The organism is Bradyrhizobium diazoefficiens (genome assembly GCF_016612535.1).
Taxonomy (GTDB): domain Bacteria; phylum Pseudomonadota; class Alphaproteobacteria; order Rhizobiales; family Xanthobacteraceae; genus Bradyrhizobium; species Bradyrhizobium diazoefficiens_C.
Window position 1 is genome coordinate 1,447,568 of the sequence record NZ_JAENXS010000001.1, and the last position, 22,071, is coordinate 1,469,638.

General features: G+C 59.7%; 17 protein-coding genes and 1 pseudogene. 7 read left to right on the top strand and 11 right to left on the bottom strand.

Translation table 11 applies throughout. The annotated features are described in order from the left end of the window. Positions 1-29: 29 nt before the first annotated feature. Positions 30-1,682: a tripartite tricarboxylate transporter substrate-binding protein gene (locus JJE66_RS06910; protein ID WP_200513364.1), complete on the bottom strand. Its 1,653-nt coding sequence runs from the start codon at positions 1,680-1,682 to the stop codon at positions 30-32. Positions 1,683-2,494: 812 nt separating this feature from the next. On the opposite strand from JJE66_RS06910, the pseudogene JJE66_RS06915 reads away from it, so the two are divergent. The 3 genes and pseudogenes from JJE66_RS06915 (at position 2,495) to JJE66_RS06925 (ending at position 4,552) form a co-directional block, all read left to right on the top strand. Then, a pseudogene (locus JJE66_RS06915) lies at positions 2,495-2,860 on the top strand (type II toxin-antitoxin system RelE/ParE family toxin). Positions 2,861-2,864: 4 nt separating this feature from the next. After that, a complete protein-coding gene (locus tag JJE66_RS06920) occupies positions 2,865-3,236 on the top strand; it encodes an XRE family transcriptional regulator (protein WP_200513365.1) in 372 nt (123 codons plus the stop codon). Beyond that, positions 3,233-4,552 carry an SIR2 family protein gene (locus tag JJE66_RS06925; protein WP_246756110.1) on the top strand — a complete coding sequence of 440 codons (1,320 nt, stop codon included), beginning with the start codon at positions 3,233-3,235 and terminating at the stop codon, positions 4,550-4,552. The genes JJE66_RS06920 and JJE66_RS06925 overlap by 4 nt, the downstream gene beginning before the upstream one ends. An 876-nt stretch (positions 4,553-5,428) precedes the next feature. Here the strand turns inward: JJE66_RS06925 and JJE66_RS06930 are convergent. From JJE66_RS06930 to bioB, 6 genes are all read right to left on the bottom strand, one after another. Next, positions 5,429-5,896, bottom strand: a complete 468-nt coding sequence (locus JJE66_RS06930) for an SDR family oxidoreductase (protein ID WP_200513366.1) — start codon at positions 5,894-5,896, stop codon at positions 5,429-5,431. 19 nt (positions 5,897-5,915) lie between these two features. Then, positions 5,916-7,202, bottom strand: a complete 1,287-nt coding sequence (locus tag JJE66_RS06935) for an adenosylmethionine--8-amino-7-oxononanoate transaminase (protein ID WP_200513367.1) — start codon at positions 7,200-7,202, stop codon at positions 5,916-5,918. After that, positions 7,199-7,834, bottom strand: a complete 636-nt coding sequence (gene bioD, locus JJE66_RS06940) for a dethiobiotin synthase (protein ID WP_200513368.1) — start codon at positions 7,832-7,834, stop codon at positions 7,199-7,201. The genes JJE66_RS06935 and bioD overlap by 4 nt, the downstream gene beginning before the upstream one ends. Continuing rightward, positions 7,831-8,985 carry an 8-amino-7-oxononanoate synthase gene (locus JJE66_RS06945; protein WP_200513369.1) on the bottom strand — a complete coding sequence of 385 codons (1,155 nt, stop codon included), beginning with the start codon at positions 8,983-8,985 and terminating at the stop codon, positions 7,831-7,833. The genes bioD and JJE66_RS06945 overlap by 4 nt, the downstream gene beginning before the upstream one ends. Positions 8,986-9,070: 85 nt before the next feature. Next, positions 9,071-9,424 (bottom strand): aspartate 1-decarboxylase, encoded by a 354-nt coding sequence (panD, locus tag JJE66_RS06950; protein ID WP_200513370.1) that lies wholly within the window; start codon positions 9,422-9,424, stop codon positions 9,071-9,073. 55 nt (positions 9,425-9,479) lie between these two features. Next, positions 9,480-10,475 (bottom strand): biotin synthase BioB, encoded by a 996-nt coding sequence (gene bioB / locus JJE66_RS06955; RefSeq protein ID WP_200513372.1) that lies wholly within the window; start codon positions 10,473-10,475, stop codon positions 9,480-9,482. 114 nt (positions 10,476-10,589) lie between these two features. Between bioB and JJE66_RS06960 the strand changes: the two genes are divergently transcribed. The 4 genes from JJE66_RS06960 (at position 10,590) to JJE66_RS06975 (ending at position 13,851) form a co-directional block, all read left to right on the top strand. Continuing rightward, complete coding sequence (locus JJE66_RS06960; RefSeq protein WP_200513374.1) at positions 10,590-11,225, top strand: GntR family transcriptional regulator; 636 nt, start codon at positions 10,590-10,592, stop codon at positions 11,223-11,225. Between the two features lie 162 nt (positions 11,226-11,387). Further along, the gene (locus tag JJE66_RS06965; RefSeq protein WP_200513376.1) at positions 11,388-11,699 is read left to right on the top strand and encodes a Dabb family protein; all 312 of its coding nucleotides are present in this window, start codon (positions 11,388-11,390) and stop codon (positions 11,697-11,699) included. Positions 11,700-11,848: 149 nt separating this feature from the next. Then, positions 11,849-13,234, top strand: a complete 1,386-nt coding sequence (pabB, locus tag JJE66_RS06970; RefSeq protein ID WP_200513378.1) for an aminodeoxychorismate synthase component I — start codon at positions 11,849-11,851, stop codon at positions 13,232-13,234. After that, positions 13,231-13,851 carry an aminodeoxychorismate/anthranilate synthase component II gene (locus JJE66_RS06975; RefSeq protein WP_200513380.1) on the top strand — a complete coding sequence of 207 codons (621 nt, stop codon included), beginning with the start codon at positions 13,231-13,233 and terminating at the stop codon, positions 13,849-13,851. The genes pabB and JJE66_RS06975 overlap by 4 nt, the downstream gene beginning before the upstream one ends. Before the next feature lie 165 nt (positions 13,852-14,016). Here JJE66_RS06975 and JJE66_RS06980 read toward each other — a convergent pair whose 3' ends face one another. The 4 genes from JJE66_RS06980 to JJE66_RS06995 all read right to left on the bottom strand — a co-directional run bounded on the left by JJE66_RS06980 (position 14,017) and on the right by JJE66_RS06995 (position 22,043). After that, positions 14,017-15,648, bottom strand: coding sequence for a long-chain fatty acid--CoA ligase (locus JJE66_RS06980; RefSeq protein ID WP_200513382.1), 1,632 nt, complete (start codon positions 15,646-15,648; stop codon positions 14,017-14,019). A gap of 162 nt (positions 15,649-15,810) precedes the next feature. Beyond that, positions 15,811-17,688 carry an MBL fold metallo-hydrolase gene (locus JJE66_RS06985; protein WP_200513384.1) on the bottom strand — a complete coding sequence of 626 codons (1,878 nt, stop codon included), beginning with the start codon at positions 17,686-17,688 and terminating at the stop codon, positions 15,811-15,813. A gap of 436 nt (positions 17,689-18,124) precedes the next feature. Further along, positions 18,125-19,855, bottom strand: a complete 1,731-nt coding sequence (locus tag JJE66_RS06990; RefSeq protein WP_200513385.1) for a hydantoinase B/oxoprolinase family protein — start codon at positions 19,853-19,855, stop codon at positions 18,125-18,127. Between the two features lie 109 nt (positions 19,856-19,964). Continuing rightward, entirely contained in the window at positions 19,965-22,043 is a 2,079-nt protein-coding gene (locus JJE66_RS06995; protein ID WP_200513386.1) for a hydantoinase/oxoprolinase family protein, read from the bottom strand. Positions 22,044-22,071 lie beyond the last annotated feature (28 nt).

Consider the following 22,071-nt stretch of genomic DNA (forward strand, 5'->3'; position numbering starts at 1 on the left):
GACGATATCGCCGACCGAAACAGACCGCCTCACCCGATATGGTGACCGACGCCGCGATTTTTCAAATCTGCTGCGACGGATGGCAAGCAAAAGTGGTTCATGGCGAGAGCCGTGAGCAACATCGCCAACTGGACCTGGCCTGAGGTCCCGGTCTTTACGAAGATACGTCGCATATGGGTTTTGATGGTATTCGGCGACAGCCCAAGATCGCGAGCGGTCCGCGTCATCGGCAATCCGTGGGTGACGGCGATCGCGATTCTTGCTTCCGCCTCCGTCAAGCCATAGGCATCGATCAGGCTTTTGACCGAAACCGAGGTGCCGATCCTCGGATCGCTTATGTGCAGAATGGCCGCAACGGAGTCCGTGTGCGGGCTTGAAAAAGCAGAGATATCCTTGCCCCGCACGGAGCTGATACGAATATGCAAGGAGCGACTGTCGCCGCTCAGCGGGAGCAACAAGTGGTTCGAGACCACACCGGCTGCGGCCCTCCGGATGAGCCGCCCGAGCAGCGCCGTGTGCGGCGGCGAGTTTGTCTTGATCTCGGCGCCGCTGATGCGCAATGGGCTTCGGTCCTGCGCGAGCATTCGGGCCGCCGCGTTCGCAAACAAAACCTTTCCTTCGCGATCAACCAGAATGACGCCATTTGCGAAGCGGTCGAGAATTTCATGCTCGACGCGCTGCAGCGAGCGATTTTGGTCGATGTTCGGCACGATCGCTCTGATCACGGGTGCCCAGCGCGCAATATCGCCCTTGAGGATGCGGAGCATCTGCTCCGGGCTTGAACGCAGATCGGGCTCCATGCCCGCGGTGAGCAGCGTCTGTAGAAACGCCGGATCATCCATGCCCTCGCTCGTCGCATGCGCGATGTGGTCGATGATCGTGCGAGGCGTTGCTTTTGGTGCGAACAGCCCAAGCCAGCTTTGCGCGTTGAGTTCGGGCATCCTCGATTCGATTGCCGTCGGAATATCGCGCGCCGCGTCGAGCCGGGTTGGCGTCGTGACGGCAAGAATCCTGATCTTGCCGGCTCTGTGAAGATCGATGAGTTGTCCGGTCGCGACCGCTACCAGCAATTGGGCCTCGCCCGCAACAAGATCGGCCGTCGCAGGCCCCGCTCCGAAATATGGCACGTGCCGGAGGTCCGGCAGGCCGGCCTGCAGCTTCAATGTCTCGACCACCAGGTGATTGATGGTACCAACTCCTGCCGTCGCACAGGAAACCCCGCTGGGACGGGTCCGCGCGTACGCCACAAGCTCGCTCAAGTTGCCAACAGGCAGCGCCGGATGAACAGCAATGAAGAAGCCGGTCATCGCCAGGCGACGGATTGGCTCGAAATCGTGAAGCCGATCGTAGAGCGGTGATGTCGCAGCCATGGGGGCGACAATCTGATTGCCGACGTTTCCGAGCAGGATGGTGTAGCCATCAGGCCGCGCCCTCGCCGCGGCGCTGACGCCAACCGCTCCGCCCGCGCCGCCGATATTGTCGATGATGATCGTAGCGAGCATCGAGCGCATCTTGTCCGCCCATGGACGGGCCAAAGCATCGTTCGAACCGCCCGGTGCGTAGGGAATCACAAGATGGATCGGCCTGGTCGCAAAACCACGCGGTGGCGCCGGGCGCGAGAGGCCGGTTGCACCAATTCCAGCTCCAACAGGCTGAGACAGATGAGACTGTGAAACTGCCATTTTCGCCTCGCTACAACTTGTGAAAATTTGCGCGCAGCCACCAATAGCCGCGCTCGGCGCCTCGACCCAAGAATAGCCGACCTTGTCGGATTGCAAATTCTAGCGTGCGCCCGCAGGCGCAGCCTCACCCGATCGGGTGAGGCAGGGACATGGCCGCCAGCGCGCGGCCCATGGCGACTGTCAGGGAAGGACCCACGAGCTTTGCTGGGCACGGCCGCCCGTGCCGGACCGCCGAAGGCCTGTCAAGCCGCCAGCCGCGAAGGTTTAATGATGACCAGAGATCGCAAATCGCCTGTGCCAAACGGCGCCGTCCGCTCGGTTCGTCGTGGCCGGAGATGGTCGGCAAGCATCTCACAAATCAAAAATGGCCCGCGCGATGCGGGCCATTTCGTATCGGAACTGGTGAAGTCCGAATTTGGTTGCGGGGACACGCAACACCCGATCCCGGCGAAATGGAACGCCTGTTCCTGGGACCGGGGTTTCGCAAGTATCGTTGGTGGCGGGGGCTCGCAACGCCCGATTCTTGCGATTGGTAGAGAGGACCGTACCAAAGCTAGCCGCATAACTGCTTGCCACCGAATGCAGTATGGCAGGTTTGGGAATCCACTTGCAGTCGTGAGGTATGCCGCTCCCGCATGGGCCGATCCATGCGAGGGGTACCTACAGATCCAACCGGGCGTCCGACCTCGTGGTGGCTCACTGCAAGATCAAATCAAGGAGCACCGGCCACCTCCTTCGCATGCCCGGGAACGCTGAAGGGGGCAATTGATGCTGGCCTCATCACCCTTGACCGAACATAGCTTGGAAGCTATATGAGTTGGGATGTCAGACTTCACAACGCCTTCGGGGCGGAGTTTCTGGCTTTCGAGCGCGGTGTTCAGACCGAACTTCTGGCCGTCGCGGTGCTGCTTGCCGAATTCGGCTTGCAGCTCGGTCGCCCCTACGTCGGCACGCTTAAAGGCTAGAAACACGCCAACATGAAGGAGATGCGTTTCTCCGCTGCGGACGGCGAATGGCGTGCAGCCTTCGCGTTCGATCCGGAGAGGAACGCCATCGTTCTGGTCGCGGGCGACAAGTCGGGCGGTAGCCAAAAGCGCTTCTACAAGCAGCTTATTGCCAAGGCGGACAGCCGGTTTTCCGACCATCTGGAAAATCTGAAATCCGTAAAGAAGGGATGATCCTATGGGACGGAGCATCGATCAGGTCATAGCTTCCCTGCCCCGCGACCAGCAGGAGCAGATCGAAGCGCGCTATGACGAACTCCGGCAGGAGGTCGAAGGGCTGCGCGAGCTGCGCCAGATCGCCGGCAAGGCCCAGGAAGATGTCGCGGCCGCCCTGAACATTAAGCAACCGTCAGTTTCCAAGATCGAGAACCAGGCGGACATGTATCTCTCGACACTCCGCGGCTATGTCGAAGCGATCGGTGGCAAACTCGAACTGACGGTGAAGCTGCCGGCCCGGCCGCCTGTGAGGATCGAACATCTCGGCGACTCAACTCAGCCGGCGGCGAAACCGCCAGGTCGGCGAGCTGGTTCTCGGCGGAGGCTTGCTTGACGCCTGAGACAATCACTCGACTGCTAGCCTCTATTAACGCCGGCCGCCTTCTGGTGGTCTGCGGCGCCGGGCTGTCGATGGCGCCACCCAGTAGCCTGCCGTCGGCCCGTGCGGTCACCGAGCGGTGCTTCGACAAATACCGTCTCGAATCTGACCCGAACTGCGACGTCGGTCTTCGGGACAATCTCGAGGCACTCGCCGAGCACTTTGCAGGCCTCAACACCCTGCAATCGGTCTTCATCGAACATCTCGTGCCTTGGCCCGCTTTTGTGCGACCGTCGAACACGGGGCATGCTGCGATAGCGGATTTCCTCATCACTCGCGCCGCCGTTGCCGGCATATCGAGCAACTACGATACGCTCATCGAGAGACGCGCTTGGGATTATGGGGCGGACTTCCGCGGTTCGCTCGATGGAGATGAAGCAACCGTCGATTCAGTGCGCCAAGCACCTTTGCTGAAATTCCATGGCTGCTCTCACCGCGATCGGCCATCCACGGTCTGGGCGCCTTCGCAGCTCCACGATCCGACCATCTCAGCTCGAATTGCGCGAAGCAAAGTGTGGATGGCTGCCAACCTTCGGCAAAAGGACCTGCTCGTCGTCGGCTTCTGGTCGGATTGGGAATACCTCAACGCCGTGATCGGCGAAGCGCTGATCGATGTGCAGCCGCTGTCCGTGACCGTGATTGACCTCTCGCCGACAAACGGGCTCGAGCAGAAAGCCCCGCAGCTCTGGGAGATAGCGCACGCACAAAACGTGACGTTCGAACATGTCCAAGAGTCCGGGGCTGCGGCGCTCGACGAGCTTCGTCGCGCGTTCTCATCGAACTACCTTCGTCAGGTCTTGGACGCCGGACGGGCCGCCTTTGAACACGCCATCGGAGTCCAGTGCGACCCAGCTTGGCTCAACGTCGGCAACTTCGACAGCGAAGCTCTGTATGGTCTGAGGCGCGATGCCGAAGGCGTCTCAGCGGCAGAGCCGGCCAAACTCCTGCGCCCTGCAAATCCGGAAGCCCTCGGCTTTTTCCACTTGCTGCTCCGTCAGGCTGGGGCTGTTGAACGGGCTGACGGTTATGATCTGAACGGCCGGACCATCCGCGTCCTCAACGGAGCTCAATCCGTCCTCGGAACGCTTCGTGGGAAGTTCGTCGAGCCGCCTGCCGCGATGCAGTCTGACATCGTTGTAGCAGTGGGCGCGACAGACCTGGGCGTCCCGGACAACGTCGTGCGCAGCGGACGCGCCGGCGACGTCATTCGTCCTGATCCAGCGGGCGAATGGTACGACCTCCCTGGGGCAAGAGCGGCGTTGGGCATCTGATGGACATCTTCACACAAGCCGAAATCCTCCTTCGCGACGCCCAGTATGAGACCTGGACGTGGACTGGCTCAGCCGGCCCCGTGACCTGTTTCGAAAACGCGGCGCTCATGGGATTCGTCCACGTCTTCGACACCGCCCTATCTGCTGCCCGACGATCTTCGAGAAACCATCACCGTCACCGTTTCGTTCGTCGACGACAGCGGTGCTCCCGCCGGCCAGCGAAGCCGCGCGGACGCGAGAATCCGGGCGGGCCATCGAGGGCGGCCGAAATCGACGAGGTCCTGCCCGAACACGTGCCGAAGAGCGGGCCCTGAAATCGTCGATGTGCGAAGCGGTGGCCCATGACCGGGATTTCACAATCGACGAGCGGGCGAACCAGCGGCGAGCCCTGGCCATCAGCCATGCCCGCCTCATCGAATTCCGCGGTCGGCGGCGGCTTCCGAACCTTCCAATGCACCGAGCGCGCCACCGCCCCAAATTCGTGCGCGGGTCAAAGAGAAATCCTCTTCGAGGCGGCGCTCGAGCATGGCGCGGTTGTGGCGTCCGGATCAACTTCGGACGCGGCCACGAGCGGCACCTTCCAGGGCGAGGAGATCCTGCCTTCCAGGACCAACGCAAAGCAGCCGGCCTCTTCAGGGGAGGTGGCGAAGGTGGAGGCGCTGGCCGCGGCGCGGCGACGGATTACATCATTGGCGTCGGGCCGCCGCGCTCAGCCTGGATCTCACCGGCGCCTTGCGGCTGCTCGGGGACGCGTCGCTGCTTCAAACAGAGCGGCTGCGTCACGCGTTCAACAGCCTGTTCTGAACTGTGTCGTTTCGAAGTTGGACGCGCCGAGCAGCGCATCGTCGGAACAAATCCGACTCGCTTGCCAGTGGCTCATCGGAGATCCCCTTCCCGCATCGGCGGCGGCGTGCGCGCCGCCCATTTCGGTCCGGACCAAACCGGGGGCCGGTATTCCCACCAGCACGCCGTCGCCAGCCCATTCGCGCGAGAGCTCCGCATGCCGCTTGTTGAGCGCTGCCTTCGAGGCCCGATACGCATATCTATTGATGTCGGCGCTGGCGGCGCCGATATAACCGAGACTGGTGGAGCCCAAGCCGCTGCTGCACCCAGCTTCTTCTCGGAGCCACGCCTCGAGTTCTCCTTCAGCGCCTCGACAATGAGTACGGGACCAAGGGCGTTGACACGCAGGGTAGTCATCCAGCCCTCGGCTTCGATGCAGGCGGCCGACTGGCCGATCGGGCCGATGATTCCCGCGTTGTTGATGATGATGTCGATCGGTTGATCGACAAGAGCGTGCTTGAGGCGCGCGATGGAGGCTTGGTCAGCTGCATCGAGCGCCATGCACCGACGCCGGATACTTCTACGTTACATAGTTGCGCCTCCAAGCCGTCGCATCGGCCGCATCGCGGATTGCGCCGTAGATCTCATCAAGATCTGATGCCGTGACACAATATGGCGGCATGACATAAATCGTGTTGCCAAGCGGTCGCAGAAGTAGATTTCGTTCGATAAAGAATGCCTGAAGTTCGGGACCGATCTTCGCAAGATAGCCCGCTTCGCTCGTTCTTAGATCGAGTGCTGTGACGGTACCGGTCCGACGGACGTTTGCAAAGCGTGGATCAGTACGGAATGGCTCAATCGCCCGCTCCTGCATCCTGGCTACCGATGCCACGCGCTGATGAGACTGCTGATCCTGCCAAATTTCCAGATTGGCCTTCGCCGCGGCGCAGGCTATTGGGTTTGCGGTATACGAACTCGAATGAAAAAACGTCCGGGCGCGATCCTTCGAATAGTGCGCATCAAAGATGTCTGAGCGGCAGAGTGTTACTGCGAGCGGAAGCGCTCCTCCGGTCAGTCCCTTCGAATAGCAGGCGATATCGGGCGTGACGTTGGCCTGCTGACAAGCAAACAATGTACCAGTGCGGCCCCACCCCGTCATGACCTCGTCAGCAATGAACAAGACGCCCGACGCCTCGCAGATCCGCTTCATCTCCTTCAACACCCAGGCGGGGTACATCAGCATTCCGCCGGCCCCAAGTATCAGGGGCTCGACAATGAAGGCGGCCGGACTATCCTTTTGACATGCAGTCTCAAGCGCATCGAGCGTTATCTGCTCACGGCCGCTGGCCGGAAACGGGACTGATATCACGTCGAACAGCAACGGCCCGTATGGCGCATTGAATACGGATCTGGCACCCACTGACATCGCACCGATCGTATCGCCGTGGTAGGAGTGTTGCATCACAACGATGCGCGTTCGCTGCTTCCCGAGATGACGCCAATAGCCAAGCGCCATCTTCAAGGCGACTTCCACGCTTGTGGAGCCACTATCGGAGAAGAAGACATGATCGAGGCCGGGCGGCGCGAGTTCCAACACAAGCGCTGCAACCTCCTCGGCCGGGTCATGCGTGTAGCCGGCGAAAATGATCTGGTTGAGCTTGGCTGCCTGGTCTTGAATGGCGTTCACAATACGGGGATGGCAATGGCCGTGGGTTACGACCCACCAGGATGAAATCGCATCCAGGATACGACGTCCATCAGACGTGCTGAGGTAAGCACCATCCCCACGCACAACCCTCGTCATCTCGTCTTGAAGCGCGTGTTGCGTGAATGGATGCCAGATTGGCGAGTTCTTCTTTGGCATCATGGATTCAAGAAATGAGCAGGGATGAATGCGTTCTGGAACACGGTCTGCAGCGTGTCTGCCGCAAGTGGCGAAAGCCAGGGCAATCGGCCCAGCCAACGAACGCGCCCGATCTCGCAAATCGCACTCTCGGTTTCGGGACTTCTTTCCCCGATGAACGCGATCCCAAGAATGCGAATCTGCCGCTTTCGAAGCGCCTCTATCGAAAGCAGCGAGTGATTGATCGTACCAAGCTGCGTTCTTGCGCAAAGCACGACAGGAAGGTCCCACCGCTCGAAGACGTCAATGTAGAGCATGCCAGAATTCAGCGGCACCATCAGCCCACCGGCGCCCTCGATCACCAGAGGCCGCTGCCCGGCCTCAGGCAGATGCAGGGACTCCACGTCAATGCGCACTCCATCGATTTCCGCCGAATGATGGGGGGATGCAGGCGTTCGGAGTCGGTAAAGTTCCGGCATAATGCGATCCGCGGAGAGACCGCCCAATCGTGCGACCACGTCTGTGTCGGTCTCTTCTTCGAGACCCGCCTGAATCGGCTTCCAATAGCTCGCACCCAGGAGATGAGCGAGTCCTGCTGAAAACACGGTTTTTCCGATGCCGGTATCGGTCCCCGTCACCACGATCCGCTGGCTCATCGAACCCAGTCCCTCGTCTCCTCGGTGAGCGCATCGAGCATCGCAAGCACGTCGCTCTTCTCCACGTTGAGTGTCAGTGAAATTCGCAAGCGCGCTGTTCCCGCCGGGACGGTTGGTGGCCGGATTCCGCGGACGTCGAAGCCATGGCCCTGCAATGCAGAGGCAAGGCGCATTGCACGTGCGTTGTCCCCGACGATAAATGGCACGATCTGAGAGTCCGAAGGGCTCTCCAGACGCCGTTTGCGGATCTCCTGATGGGAGAACGCGACCAGATCGGCTAGACGCTGCTGGCGGTCCGGTTCGTCTCGGAGGATCAATAATGCCTCCCGTACGGCGATCGCCATCAATGGCGACGGGGCGGTCGCGAAGATGAACGGACGGCAGCGATTGACCAGAAAATCACGCAGCACGCGTGGCCCGGTCACGAGTGCGCCGGCAGCCCCCAGAGCCTTGCCGCAGGTATGAACCACCAGGACGTTTTCATGCCTCTCATAGGGTGCGGTCAGTCCTCGCCCGTGGTCGCCGAACACGCCCGTGGCATGGGCCTCGTCCACCATGAGGAACGCATCATACCGGTCGGCTATTGCTACGAGATCCTTCAGTGGCGCGAAATCGCCATCCATGCTGTAGAGGCTTTCGACCACGATCCAGACCCGGCCGATCCCGCCATTCGCATGCCACTCACGAATTGTGCTTTCGACCGCGTCAGGATCGTTGTGGGCGCTTATCCGGAAGTCGGCCCGGCCCGCCCTTGCGCCCTCATGGATACTCGCGTGCACGAGCGAATCGAGAACGAGCAAATCATCACGTTGCGGCAGCGTCGTCAGGACGGCAAAGTTTGCAACATACCCCCCGCCAAAGAAGAGAGCGGTCTCCGCTCCAAAGAACTGAGCCGCCTCCATTTCGAGGCGCTCGTGCTCGTCGCAATTGCCTCGCAAAAGCCGGGAGCCGCCGGCCCCGATCGGCGTCCCCGCCTCCAGCGCGCCCGTTATAGCCTTCTTCATGCGCGGTGCGCTTGCCAGCGCCAGGTAGTCGTTCGATGTAAAATCGATTCCCGAGCGCGGTTTGAGGCCACGCAGCCGGTTGTCTTCTTTCAGCGCGTGCAGCGCGGCGGCATACTGCGCACCTTTGGTTGGCGGGACTGTAGACATTCTTCACTCTCGAACTCGTCGCCAATTGCGCAAGAGCACCATTGGCCTGTTAGAACAGCACTTCTAACGTCAAGCATGCGGCGGTTTAACCGGCGAGGCTGCGATTTTCGCGGTCAACCCGCACAATGCGGGGTGCGAATGATTTCGCTTCGGTCTCGTCAAAGCAGGCATATGCAACGATCATGACCTTATCTCCGGGCACCGCGAGGCGCGCGGCCGCACCATTCAGGCTGATCGTGCCGGAGCCTTGGGGCGCCTCGACAACGCAGGTTGCAAAGCGCGCTCCGGTTTCGACGTTGTAGATGTCGACGCGTTCGTTGACGATAATTCCCACGGCGTCCAACAGCGCACGATCAATCCATATCGAGCCTTCATGGTGAAGATCGGCCTCCGTCACCGACGCGCGATGAATTTTGCCTTTCATCAAGGTCACTTGCATTTCTCACCTCAAATTGGACTGGCGTACCACATGCGCCTTTGGTGAGCCATTTTGCTCAGTCGAACCCGGACGTCATGCCGAGCCGAGCCAGCAAATTGGCGTCGCGCTCGGCTCCCGGATTGGCTGTGGTCAGGAGCACATCGCCGATAAAGATTGAATTCGCGCCGGCCAGGAAGCACAGCGCCTGCAGTTCATCGCTCATATGCCGCCGTCCGGCGGACAGGCGCACCACGCTCTTCGGCATCATGATGCGGGCCGTCGCGACCAGGCGCACCAGGGCGATGGGGTCGGGACGGTCCGCTGTGTCGTTGACCGGCACAGCTTTGACCTCGTTCCACAGGTTGATCGGCACGCTTTCCGGATGCGAAGGGAGATTGGCGAGCAGGACGAGCATGGCAAGGCGATCCTCGACGCCCTCGCCCATTCCAATGATGCCACCGCAGCACACTTTGATGCCGGCGTCGCGTACATGCGCAAGTGTATTGATGCGATCCTGCAAGATCCGGGTCGTGATGATCTTGCCGTAAAAGTCGGGCGAGGTGTCGACGTTATGGTTGTAGAAGTCGAGCCCGGCATCGGCGAGTCTTGCGGCCTGTTCTGGTTTGAGCATGCCAAGCGTGACGCAGGTTTCCATGCCCAGAGACTTGACTGCACTGACCATGTCACAGACCTGATCAAGGTCACGGTCTTTCGGACTGCGCCACGCCGCAGCCATACAGAAGCGGGTCGCGCCGGCGTCCTTCGCGCGTTGTGCGGTCGCAACCACATCGGCGCGATCCATCAGGGGGGTGGCCTTCAGGCCAGTGTCATAATGCGCGCTCTGCGAACAGTAGCCGCAATCCTCAGGGCAGCCGCCCGTCTTGATACTGAGCAGGCTCGCGGTTTCGACATGGTTCGGATCGAAGTTCTCACGATGAACGCTTTGCGCCTCAAGCATCACGTCGGCAAATGGCAGGCCATAGAGGGCATTTACCTCGGGACGATTCCAATCCCTGCGAAGCAGCGCGAGAGCGCCCGCCTTCTCCCATTGTGCTCCAGCACCAGCATCCATATGCTCACTCCTGCAAATCATAGATAATCGTGTGAATTATCTATAGTCATCATGCTCGAATGGATGCTAATCGAGCCTCCTCGCCGATGCACCCGTTTTTGCGATAGATAATCTATGATCGCTGATGAGAACACGACGGTCGTCGCGCGCATTGCGGACTCAATCGCTGAGCGCATCATCAGCGGGACACTGCAGCCAGGCGCTCCCCTCCGGCAGGATCACATCGCGCGGGAATTCAATTCCAGTCACGTCCCGGTGCGCGAAGCCTTTCGGCAATTGCAGGCCCAACATCTTGTGGTAGCTGTACCGCGTCGCGGTGTCCGGGTTGCACCGCTTGATACACATGCAGTGAAGGAGATCGCCGAGATGCGTGCCGCGCTCGAAGTGGTCGCGTTGCGCAATTCGGCGCCAAGACTCACATCGGTTCATTTGGCACGGATCGAACTCGCCCTGATTGAAAGCGACAATGCCCAGACTATCGAGGAGTTTGAGAGGACCAACCGCGCTTTTCACCAGGCGCTGGTGATGCCGTGCGCCATGCCGCGCCTTCTCGCGAGCCTCGACGGACTCCAGCTTGCAAACTCTCGATTGGTGTTCGCGATGGCGAGGACTGCCGGCTGGCGACCGCGGTCTAACCAGGATCACCGCCTGATTCTGCAAGCGTTGCGCGCTCGCAACTTCGACCACGCTTGTAACCTGCTCGCGCGTCACATTCAAACCATAGAACGGCTTACCCTTCCCGCCTCATGAGCCGACAAGATTTCGCCTGGTTGCCTCGATCCTCCGAAACGTCTCAACAGAGCCAGATCATCGATCCTCTCACTGCGCGAGGCGACAAGCTGAGCGAGAGGTTGCGGCGAGCTGCGTCCGACGATAGTTATGAATTCCTTGCGACATCACTCCACGGCTTCCATGATCCGTCACATCGTTCTATTCACCGCCAAAGATAAGTCCCACATTGACCAAATCGTCGATGGCCTGTTGGTTCTCACCACGATCCCGCATGCACAACGGCTCGAGGTCGCTCGTAACCGCAAGACTGATCAGCTCGGCAATGACATCGATATCGTGGTTTATGGGGAGTTCGACAACGAGATGGAACTTGCAGCTTACAAAGCGCACGATCTCTATCAGGAAGCAATCAGACGAGTTCGACCGCTCCGGGAGCTGCGGTTCGCAGCCGATTACATTGTCCCTTCCGATTTGCCCGAAGATGGACCATAGGCTGTCCACATCGCCAATGTACCCATAGCAGAAGTTGACCTGATGATCGGCCTCTTGAGTGGGTGGAGCGATCGCCGCTCGCCTGGCAGTCGGTGTCACATTGGCGGCGCCGGTCCAGGCGCGTCAGCATTCCGAAACTGATCAGTCGGATGCATGTTCGCGAGCTGCCCTGGATTGAGCCAATCACAGCAATGCAAAAGCTGGCGCATCGCGCCAACCTTACGTTCTTCGATAGCGCAGCAAGCAATGAGTTGCTCGGGCGCTATTCGTATCTGTCTTGCGATCCCTTCAGCACCTACAAGGTCGTGGACGGGCGAGCGTTCTGGAACGATGAGGCTCTCGACGGCGATCCATGGGAACTGCTTCGGGCACGGCTTGCGAACTATCCGCAAGAGTATCGACCCGATCTTCCACCGTTCCAGGGAGGCGCCGCCGGATTCTTCGGTTATGATCTAAGCCGGACATTGGAGCGCTTGCCGGCGCAACGTACCGACCTCGGTCTGCCGCAATCCATCCTGCATTTCTATGACGTTGTCGTCAGCTTCGACCACCCTCATCGCAGATGCTGGATCGTGTCAACGGGATGGCCGGAGCAGGATCCCGCCCGCCGAAGGGAGCGAGCACGCGGTCGCGCCAAGGAGTTTGCCGCACTCCTTGCGAAGCCAAAACCGCCCGCCGCCGAACACACCGTTGCAGTGGGGACATGGCACTCGAACTTCCATCGTGAGGATTACGTTGCGGCCGTACGGCGTGTCATCAACCTGATTCTGGCTGGAGAGGTCTTCCAAGCCAATATCGCGCAGCGCTTCAGCGCCCGCTTGCCGACATTATTTGACCCGGTTGGCTTCTATTGTCGGCTCCGATCCTTGAACCCGGCCCCCTTCGCTGCCCTTCTGCGCTACGGCATGCTGACGGTCGCCTCGAGCTCTCCGGAACGATTCGTCAAGCTCGACGGGCGGCAGGTCGAAACGCGCCCGATCAAGGGGACGATCGCGCGTTCGGCTGATTTCGAGGAAGACCATCGCCGCGCCGAAACCCTTCTTAATTCCGAGAAGGATCGTGCCGAGAACACGATGATCGTCGATCTCTTGCGCAATGATCTGTCACGTGTTTGCACGCTACATTCCGTTGCGGTTCCAGTGCTGTGCAAGCTCGAATCCTATGCTTCGGTGCACCACCTCGTTTCGGTCGTGACCGGTGAGCTTGAAACAGATGGAGACGCCCTCAGCCTGCTTCGCGCCAGCTTTCCCGGCGGCTCCATTACGGGAGCACCAAAGGTTCGATCGATGGAAATCATCGCTGAAATTGAGGGGATCGCAAGGGACGTCTATTGTGGGGCGATTGGCTACATCGGCTTCAACGGGTACATGGACACAAATATTGCGATTCGTACGGTGACGATTGAAGGGGATCGCGCGGTCTTCCATGCGGGTAGCGGGATCACGGCCTTGTCGGACCCAGACGCCGAATACGAGGAGACGCTTGCCAAGGCGGCACGGATCTTCGATGCATTTCGTGCACCGGGCGCGTCGTGATTATCATTATCGACAACTACGATTCGTTTGTCTTCAATATTGCTCGCTACTTCCGCAGGCTCGGTGAGGCAACCGAGGTGATCCGCAACGACGCGGTCGGCGTCAGCGACCTTGTTGGCCTCAAGCCGCGCGCCCTGGTTATCTCCCCGGGGCCATGCACTCCAAACGAGGCCGGAATATCCACCGCCGCCGTTCGTGAACTTTCCGGTAGGATCCCAATTCTCGGAATCTGTCTAGGACATCAATGCATCGGGAGTGTTTTCGGCGGACGGGTAACTCGTGCACGCCGCCCTATGCATGGCCGATCTTCTCGCATATCGCATAACGCTCGCGGCCTCTTCGAAGGACTTCCGTCTCCGCTTCGCGTCGGGCGCTACCATTCTCTTGTCGTCGAGCTCGACAAGTTGTGCGCGCCGGAGCTCACAGTGACCGGGCGTTGCGAAGAAGGCGAGATCATGGCCCTTGCCCATCGCCATCAGCCGACTTATGGCGTGCAGTTCCATCCGGAGTCGATACTGACCCAACACGGCGACGAGCTGCTTTCAAACTTCTTGCGACTGGCAGATGCGGTCCGATCGTCGCCGTCGGACCATCTGGCGAGCCGTTCGCTGCCCTAGTGGTGGGCTTCTGCTTCACTCGTTTGATCGTTCCGGAAAACGTGAGCAGCAGCCGTTCGCCAGATTGCGCGCTCCTGGTACAAGCCTTCCCCACGGTCCTGCTTTCACGAGTGCGATTTGATTATGCCCTGCTGACACCGCATGCGCTCAGCGACGGAGAGCAACTCACTGCGGAAATCGTTCTCGCAGCTTCGCTTTCCAGAACTTGCCGGTCGACGTTCGCGGAACTGAGTCGATGAACTCGTAGCGATCGGGCAACTGCCATTTTGCGAAACTGCGCGCCAGGAGGTGCGCACTGAGCTCCTTCGTGTCCGCCTGCTTGCCAGGCTTGAGTACGATGCAAGCGAGCGGCCTCTCGCTCCATTTCTCGTTTGGGATCGCGATCACCGCTGCTTCGGCGACCGCGGGGTGCTCCATCAATGCATTCTCGAGATCGGCCGAGCTGATCCATTCGCCGCCGGATTTGATGAGGTCCTTTGTCCGGTCGGTGATCCGCACGAAACCGAGCGGATCGATTGAGGCGACGTCGCCGGTGCGTAGCCAGCCATCCTCGGTGAACTTGTCGCTCGAAACGGGCGTATCGTGATAGGATCCCGTAATGAACGGCCCACGCACCTGAATCTCGCCTACACTCTTGCCGTCCCACGGCTGCTCGCCTTCGTCACCGCACAGCCGCAGCTCCACCAGTGGCACAGGCACGCCGGCCATGGCGGCGCGACGGTACTTCTCCTCATTGCCTGCATCGCGCAGTTCCGCCCGCCGGTACGATCTGGTGCAGAGAGGAGACGTTTCGGTCATGCCCCATCCCTGCTCGATCCACACGCCATGCCTGTCGAGCGCGCGAATCAAAGACTCGGGCACGGTTGCGCCGCCGGTCACGGCGCGCAGCGGTTTCGGCAACTTCCATCGGCCGCGGTCGGGCGAACCTTCGGCCTGCGCCGCCTCGAAGGTCTGCAACAAGGTCATCCAGATTGTCGGCACTCCGAAGGCCATCGTCGGCGGCTCGATCTGCATCAGGTCGAGGATGTCGTCGGAATGCAGGTGCGGTCCGGGGAACACGAGCTTCGCACCCAGGTTCACTGCACCGTAGGGAATACCCCAGGCGTTCACGTGGAACATCGGCGTGATGGGCAGCAGTACGTCGGTGCTGCGCAGCGCCCAGAACTCGCCCAGGCTTCCGACCAGCATGTGCAGGATGGTCGAACGGTGGGAGTACACCACGCCTTTCGGACGGCCGGTCGTACCGGACGTGTAGCACATTGCAACCGGGTCGGTTTCCTCGTGCGCCTCATATTCGAAAGCTTCGGGATCGGCGCGATTTAGCAGGATTTCGTAATCTTCCGTGTCCGGCGGAACCCGCGCCCCCGAGAACGGGAAGACGATCACGCGCTCAAACTGGTGCAAATGCGCGAATTGCTTGTACAGGGGCAAGAGGATATCGTCGACGATCAGGAAGCGGTCGCCAGCGTTTGCCGCAATCCAGCCGATCTCGTCGGGCGTCAGTCGCAGGTTCAGCGTGTGCATCACACCGCCCGCCGCTGGGATGCCGAAATAGCACTCCAGGTGAGCGTGATGATTCCAGCACAGCGTGGCAACGCGGTCACCTTTCTTAAGACCGAGCCGCTGCAGCGCCGACGCGAGCGAGCGCGTGCGCCGATAGAATTCACCGTAGGTGTGCCGGCGAAGGCTCTTGTCAGGCAGCCGTGAGACGATCTCGTTAGAGGCAAAAATCTTGCCCGCGCGCTCCAGCAGATGATTAAGCGAGAGTGGCACGTCCATCATCGTGCTTTGGAACACTTGTCTTCCTTTCGAACGAATTGAGGTCTGGCCAAGCGGCGGCTAGCCGCCAGCCTTGGGAATTTAGCAGATCGAGGATGTCTCCGACGGCGAGCTCGGTCGTCGGGATCATGAGATCATCGGAGGCTCCGAATGTCGGCGTGTGCAGATAGCCATTCTGCTCTAATCCGGCGAAGTCCATGCCAGAGCCTCACAGATGGGCCCCTGCGATACACCGTCGATCAAGATCTCAGCGGTCATGAGCCTTCGTCGTGGATCGGCCCGGGACGGTGCGATCGCACTGAACAATATTTCGCCTCGCTCGCCAGGCTCAAGCGGAATGCTTTCCAGGCCTCCATGCGAGGTCCATCCAAATGCCGGTAGCAGCCGGGCGCTGAAGACGGCCGAGCGCTCAAGATTGTTACGAATCTTGACCGCGTATGCGACTTCGCTGTTCGGGCGCGCCTCTAAAAGATAGGGCAGCATCCGCGCCCAGAACAGATCGATGAAATGGTTTGCGGGTTCATTGACGACTTCGCGGAAGGCTGTCTCCTTGCGGTCGATATAGTCGGTATACTCTGCGACGCGCGATTGAGTCATGGGGATCAATTCTCCATGCCCGGGGCATAAAAGATCGGGTTTCATCACGCGCATCACATTCGCGCAGCGGCGATGCATGTCCAACTGAAAACTGTTACGCATGACTGTCGACTGGATGGCAATGTCGCGATCAATCTCCCCCGCCTGAGGATTGAACAGGAAGAGATTATCCCCGCCGAACACGATCCGCTTGCCATCGATCTCGCCTAAGATCATCGCATGGTATTCGGTCTGACCTGGAGCGTGATGGATCTCGAAATCGAATCCTCTCCAATGAAACTCTTCGCCATCTCGCAGTGTGCGTTGCACCTGTATAGGCCGGTGGAAACAACAAGGGGTACTCGCCCACGCATCGGGTGCCGTAATGACCTCGGCGACACAATCAAGAGCCCAGCACTGAGTACCGAAATGCCGCTGGAGAAACGGTATGCCACAGACATGGTCGTCGTGAATGTGGGTGGGAATGACGAGTTCAATCTCCCGCACCCCGTAGTCGTCGCGCAGCTGCTCGAGGTGATGCTGAACGAAACGCAGGGCCTGATAGCTACCATGATCATTGGAAATATGGAGATGGGCCAAAGAAGTCAGCCCGTAGTCAATCAGCATGGCGTGGCCGCTACCACTCAGCACGACATAGAAATTGGAGCAGGTGTATGGTCCTGCCCACAGCAGGTGCTGGGTGATCGGCTGAAGTTTGCTCTCGCGTATAGTCTGCCAGTCCTTGAAGAAAATACTACTGAAGCCCGACGTAGAAAGCCTGCCTAAATCCGCAAGCGCCTCAAGTCTCGATTCGAGCTTGCGAATGTCCCCTGCTACTTCTCGTATCGGCGTCCCATGTGATGGGTATGCAGTCGCCACATTCTCTCGTTTCAAGGCGAGAATCGACTGCATTGTAAATTCAACGCCAACCAGGCTGCCGTAGCTATATTCCATTGCATGAAGTTGATAGAGCTTACCGCCGCTCGTCATCAGATCGCCGGTAAACGCGACCTTTCGGCCGTCCACTTCGGCGATGAGGCTAACCATGCCGTACGTATGTCCCTTCGCCGGCAGCACACGAAACTCGTACTCCTTCCAGACAAAAGTGGCGTAATCTTCGAGGATTGCATCGACAGGAACGTTGGTTCCTAGTGAGAAGAATGTGTTGGTGTCATTGTAGTTGCCGTAGATGCGCTTCGCTTGCCAATAGGCCTCTACATTGTCAAACAGGTGTCGCTCGTATTCAGGTACGGCAATTTTCGCTCCGGCCTTCTGGACGACAGACGTTCCCCAGCATTGATCGCGGTGGTGATGGGTGTGAAGAACCCAGGCGACCCGCTCGATGCCGATACCGGGGAGATGCTGCATAACCGCCCCGGATCCTGTATCGATCAGCAGGCATTCGGCGCCACTCTTCAGGATGTAAACGTTACAAGTGTCTCGAAACTCAAAGAGGTTCTCGGAGTGTTTAATCAGAGACATTCAGCGCGCTCCCTGCACACGGTAGACTTGGAAGACCTCGGTATGACTGTCGCCCTGTGGATGGGACAGGACGCCGCGATGGCGCTTCGGGTAGAGCAGCCGATCTCTGTCCATCCCCAGGATCTGCAGGTGATCGCCAACCTGCGCGAATAGTCGCGTGGCCGCCTCGAATACGGGACCGCTTCAGCTTGATCTGGCATTGCCGGTCGTCCAAACTCATCCAAGTGTAAAGTCAAGAGCTCACGCGGAAGAAAAATGGCCGCCCCAAGGAGGGGCGGCCAGTGATGGTCCGTCGCGGGAGGAAGTTGCGACGAACAACCTCAAAAGATCGCCAGCAGAGGAATTGCCCTGAATCCTTGTTCGGCGGCTCTGTTACAGCCGCGCGAGCAATCACCGTCTTCACGTTGTGCAATCCGCCCAATAGTTTCCTTGTGGCTTAGTCTCCATGCCTTGCCTTGGTCGATACTATCGACTTCCGGTCTGCTGAGATCTCGACGCCATAAACCGCCAGAGCAGTTTCTGGCGAAACGAGTTCATCACGGACATCGCGCAGGACTGCGCCTGCATCGCGCTTGTGAGGATGGCCCCAACCGCCCCCCGCGGACGATTCGATAACGATACGAAACGGCTTGACCTGCTGAACACCGTATTGCGGGCAGTAGAATTCATCTCCCGTCGCCAAATCGAAGGCTTTCAGCGAGCCTTTGGCGCCCCAAAGCCCGCCATTGACGCCCGCGCCCGTCGGTTTGCGGGCGCCCTCACCACGCAGTGAGTGCTCTCCGCCGGCCAGGATATCGGCAACATAGTCGACGCCCGTTCCGCCCCGGTATTGGCCGGCGCCCGCGGACTCGGAGCGCATCTGGTAACGATGGATGCGGATCGGATAACTCTGCTCATAGGTTTCCACATTCGGGATGAACATTCCGCCCAGCGTCATCTGATGGCTGCTGGTCGGGAAACCATCGCGCCCGTTCACCGCTCCGCCACCTGCGCTGCCATGCCAATGGTAGAGGACGAAAACCTCACCAGAGGCCTTCTTTCCGGCCGAGCTGCTATGGACGGACTTGCCCCAGCCCGCGCACGCGCGACCTGGCTCTGCTTGCGCTAACGCTCGCCAGCATGCATTCATGATATCGATCGCTGGAAACACGGTATTCATCGTCATGGGAGCCGGCGGCAGCGCATTTACGATCGTACCTTCCGGAGCAATGATCTTGACGCAACGATAGACACCCTCATTACGGGGAATATCGGGATCCAGGAACGAAGAAAGGGCGCAGTAGACGGACGAGTGCGTGTTGGCGATGCCGCTGTTTTTAAACCCTTTGATTTGCGGCGACGTACCGGTGAAATCGAACGTGATTTTGTCGCCGGAGATCGTCACCTTCACTCGCGTCTCAACATCAACGCTTTCGAAGCAATCCGTGTCGCTAACATCGAAACCTTCCCAGGTGCCGTCCGGGAGTGCCGAGATCGCTTGGCGCATTCTCCGCTCGCCGTAGTCCAGCAGAGAGGTCAGATATGATTTTCCCCTCTCGACACCGAGCTGGCCGACGATCTCGGCCGTCCGATTAGCACCGATGCGCGTGGAGCCCAGCATCGCCCCGACATCACCCTCCATCAGATCGGGGCAACGGGAATTCAGCAGCAGCAGTCGCCAGAGGTCGTCCCGTCGCTTGCCCCTTTCGATCAGTTTGAGAACGGGCAGCCGAATTCCCTCATGAAAAATCTCAGTGGCAGCCGCATTGTAGGTTCCTGCGGCGCCGCCACCAATGTCGGATTGATGAGCCCGGTTGCTGCAGAATCCCACCAACTCGTCGCCGACAAATACCGGACGGATGAGGGTCCAATCGGGCAGATGGTTGCCGCCCGCAACATAGGGATCGCTGAGAATGAAGACGTCGCCATCGTCGATCTGGTCCGCAAAATCCCTAAGTACGGCGCGAACAGCGAAACCGCCGCCGCCGGAATGGACCGGCAGTCCGTCGGCCTGTGCGATTGTCTCGCCCGCTGCGCTGCTTATGAAACAAGAAAAATCGTGGCTCTGGCTAAAGATGGGGCTGCGTGCCGTGCGGGTCATAATCGCGCCCATCTGCACACTGATGTGGTCAAGCTGCTTCTGCAGAATGGCCAACAGAACAGGATCGTAACTCACCGCGGTGCTCATGGTTTCACCTATCATTCTTGCGCCAACCGGCGGACGAGCCCATCTGCATTCACATCCGATACGCCATTCGGTCCGCCGGCCATAACCTGGCCAGTCACAGCCCTTCGCCTTATGCTCCAGCTCCGGCGTGAGCGATGGACACGCGATAATTGCCCGCATCAGTTATCGCGAGCCGATCGCCTGGCCCGACGAAGATCGTGGTGGTGGCCTCCTCGATGACCGCGGGGCCGACCAGTTGCTGACGCGGCGTAAGGATTGTGCCGTCATAGACAGGAATGGTGGCAAACCCAGTCTCTCTGTCGATCCACACGCGCCGTTGCGATTGCGGCACCGGATCTGCACCAACGGGGAGAGCGCCAGTGATCTCGAGCGGATCCAGCCTGCCGATCGCTGCAACGCGCAGGTTTACGATTTCAATTGCCCCACCAGGCTGCACGTATCCAAATAGACGTTCATAGGCAGTTTCGAAACTGGCGCGAACGATTACGGGGTCGGTCGAGGGACATTCAACGGCAACTGTCCATTGTTGACCGAAATAGCGCAGATCGTAGCCGCGTCGAAGAATTGCGCGACTCCCCTCGAAGCCTTCTCGCGTCAGGACTTCGCCCGCCGCCGCCTCAATCTGTTGGAACCCGTGCTCGAGCTGGTCTCGTGATGAACCGGTTTTGCCGTCGAGGTCCTGCAGCCAACTTCGCAGATGGTCATGGCGAAGATCCGAATTGCACATGCCGAAGGCGCAGAACACGCCGGCAAGACGGGGCACGTACAGGGTTGAACTGCCAAGCAGTCTAGCCGCGGCGGATCCATGCAGAGGCCCCGCCCCACCTGCCGCCACAAGCGCAAAGCTTCTTGGATTGTAGCCCTTCTCAAGCGAGGAACGTTCCACCGCGTGAAGGATGTTGCGTTCAACCAGCTGGATGATGCCGGCGGCGGCGTCCTCAACACTCAGTTTCAACGGCTGGGCGATGTGAATTTCGATCGCCCTCCTCGCCTTGTCCAGATCCAACATAATGGCGCCGCCGGCATACGGACCGGGCTTGAGGCGACCCAACACCAATTGGGCATCCGTCACGGTGGGACGTTCACCGCCGCGGCTGTAGCAGGCAGGGCCCGGCATCGAACCGGCACCTTCAGGCCCAGCTTTCAGAAGACCCGCGCCATCTACTGAGGCGATGGTCCCGCCTCCCGCGCCGACCGTGTGAATGTCGACGGCTGGAATATTGAGATGGTAGCCGTCGAGCACGATCTGGTCGGTCATGCTGACCTCACCGCGCTGCATCAAGGTGACATCACAACTCGTGCCGCCAACCTCTATCGAGATCAAATGGTCCGAGCCCGCATCTTTTCCGAAGAACCTCAGCGACCCAACGCCTGCTGCAGGACCGGATAGGACCAGATTTACCGGCGCATGGCCGATCTCGTCGATTGAGATTGCACCACCGTTCGACTGGATCATCAGCAGTTTGCGCGGCAGGCCCAGGGCAGCCAATCGCTCGGACAAGCTTTTTAGGTAGGGAACGACCCGCGGCGCCACGTATGCGTTGACGACGGTCGTCGAGGTTCTTTCATACTCCCCGATTGTTGGGGCGATGTCTGATGACGCACTCACCCATACCTTGGGAAGGAGCTTCTGCAGCTCAGCCTTCGCGGCACGTTCGTGTGCAGGATTCACGTAAGCATGAAGAAAGCAGATCGCAACCGCCTCTACCCCCTCTTCCGCGAAGACGCGCGCTGCGGCCGCAACGGATTCGGGATCGAATGGAATTCGTACAGTACCGTCAGCCTCTATCCGCTCCGTGACGGGTAGCCGAAGATATCGAGGAACGAGGACTTGCGGAAACGGCCGACGGTGATCCCAAACGTCCTCCCGGATAGAACGACGGATCTCCAGCGAGTCACGAAAGCCGTCCGTGACCAACAGCCCCACCTTCGCTCCCTTCTTTTCGAGCAGCGTGTTCGTGGCGACCGTCGATCCATGAACGAACAAGCCCGTGTTGGAGAGGAAGGCTTTAACGCTGCTATTCAGTGATTTAGCGGCCAGCTCGACTGTCGCGAGAACTCCCTCAGCGGGATTTGCAGGAACTGATGGCGACTTGAATGCCTCGACCCTTCCCCGAGCGTCAACGAGCACAAGATCGGTAAAGGTGCCACCAACATCAACTCCGATTCGAAACGGCGCAACTAACATTGAGTGGGTCCCATCAACACATTCCCGG

What these genes read in the sequence shown, in the direction of transcription:
- JJE66_RS06910 (WP_200513364.1), bottom strand. Translation starts at nt 1,682, where the DNA reads ATGGCAGTTTCACAGTCTCATCTGTCTCAGCCTGTTGGAGCTGGAATT.
- JJE66_RS06920 (WP_200513365.1), top strand. Translation starts at nt 2,865, where the DNA reads ATGGGACGGAGCATCGATCAGGTCATAGCTTCCCTGCCCCGCGACCAG.
- JJE66_RS06930 (WP_200513366.1), bottom strand. Translation starts at nt 5,896, where the DNA reads ATGGCGCTCGATGCAGCTGACCAAGCCTCCATCGCGCGCCTCAAGCAC.
- JJE66_RS06935 (WP_200513367.1), bottom strand. Translation starts at nt 7,202, where the DNA reads ATGATGCCAAAGAAGAACTCGCCAATCTGGCATCCATTCACGCAACAC.
- bioD (WP_200513368.1), bottom strand. Translation starts at nt 7,834, where the DNA reads ATGAGCCAGCGGATCGTGGTGACGGGGACCGATACCGGCATCGGAAAA.
- JJE66_RS06945 (WP_200513369.1), bottom strand. Translation starts at nt 8,985, where the DNA reads ATGTCTACAGTCCCGCCAACCAAAGGTGCGCAGTATGCCGCCGCGCTG.
- panD (WP_200513370.1), bottom strand. Translation starts at nt 9,424, where the DNA reads ATGCAAGTGACCTTGATGAAAGGCAAAATTCATCGCGCGTCGGTGACG.
- bioB (WP_200513372.1), bottom strand. Translation starts at nt 10,475, where the DNA reads ATGGATGCTGGTGCTGGAGCACAATGGGAGAAGGCGGGCGCTCTCGCG.
- JJE66_RS06960 (WP_200513374.1), top strand. Translation starts at nt 10,590, where the DNA reads ATGATCGCTGATGAGAACACGACGGTCGTCGCGCGCATTGCGGACTCA.
- JJE66_RS06965 (WP_200513376.1), top strand. Translation starts at nt 11,388, where the DNA reads ATGATCCGTCACATCGTTCTATTCACCGCCAAAGATAAGTCCCACATT.
- pabB (WP_200513378.1), top strand. Translation starts at nt 11,849, where the DNA reads ATGCATGTTCGCGAGCTGCCCTGGATTGAGCCAATCACAGCAATGCAA.
- JJE66_RS06985 (WP_200513384.1), bottom strand. Translation starts at nt 17,688, where the DNA reads ATGTCTCTGATTAAACACTCCGAGAACCTCTTTGAGTTTCGAGACACT.
- JJE66_RS06990 (WP_200513385.1), bottom strand. Translation starts at nt 19,855, where the DNA reads ATGAGCACCGCGGTGAGTTACGATCCTGTTCTGTTGGCCATTCTGCAG.
- JJE66_RS06995 (WP_200513386.1), bottom strand. Translation starts at nt 22,043, where the DNA reads ATGTTAGTTGCGCCGTTTCGAATCGGAGTTGATGTTGGTGGCACCTTT.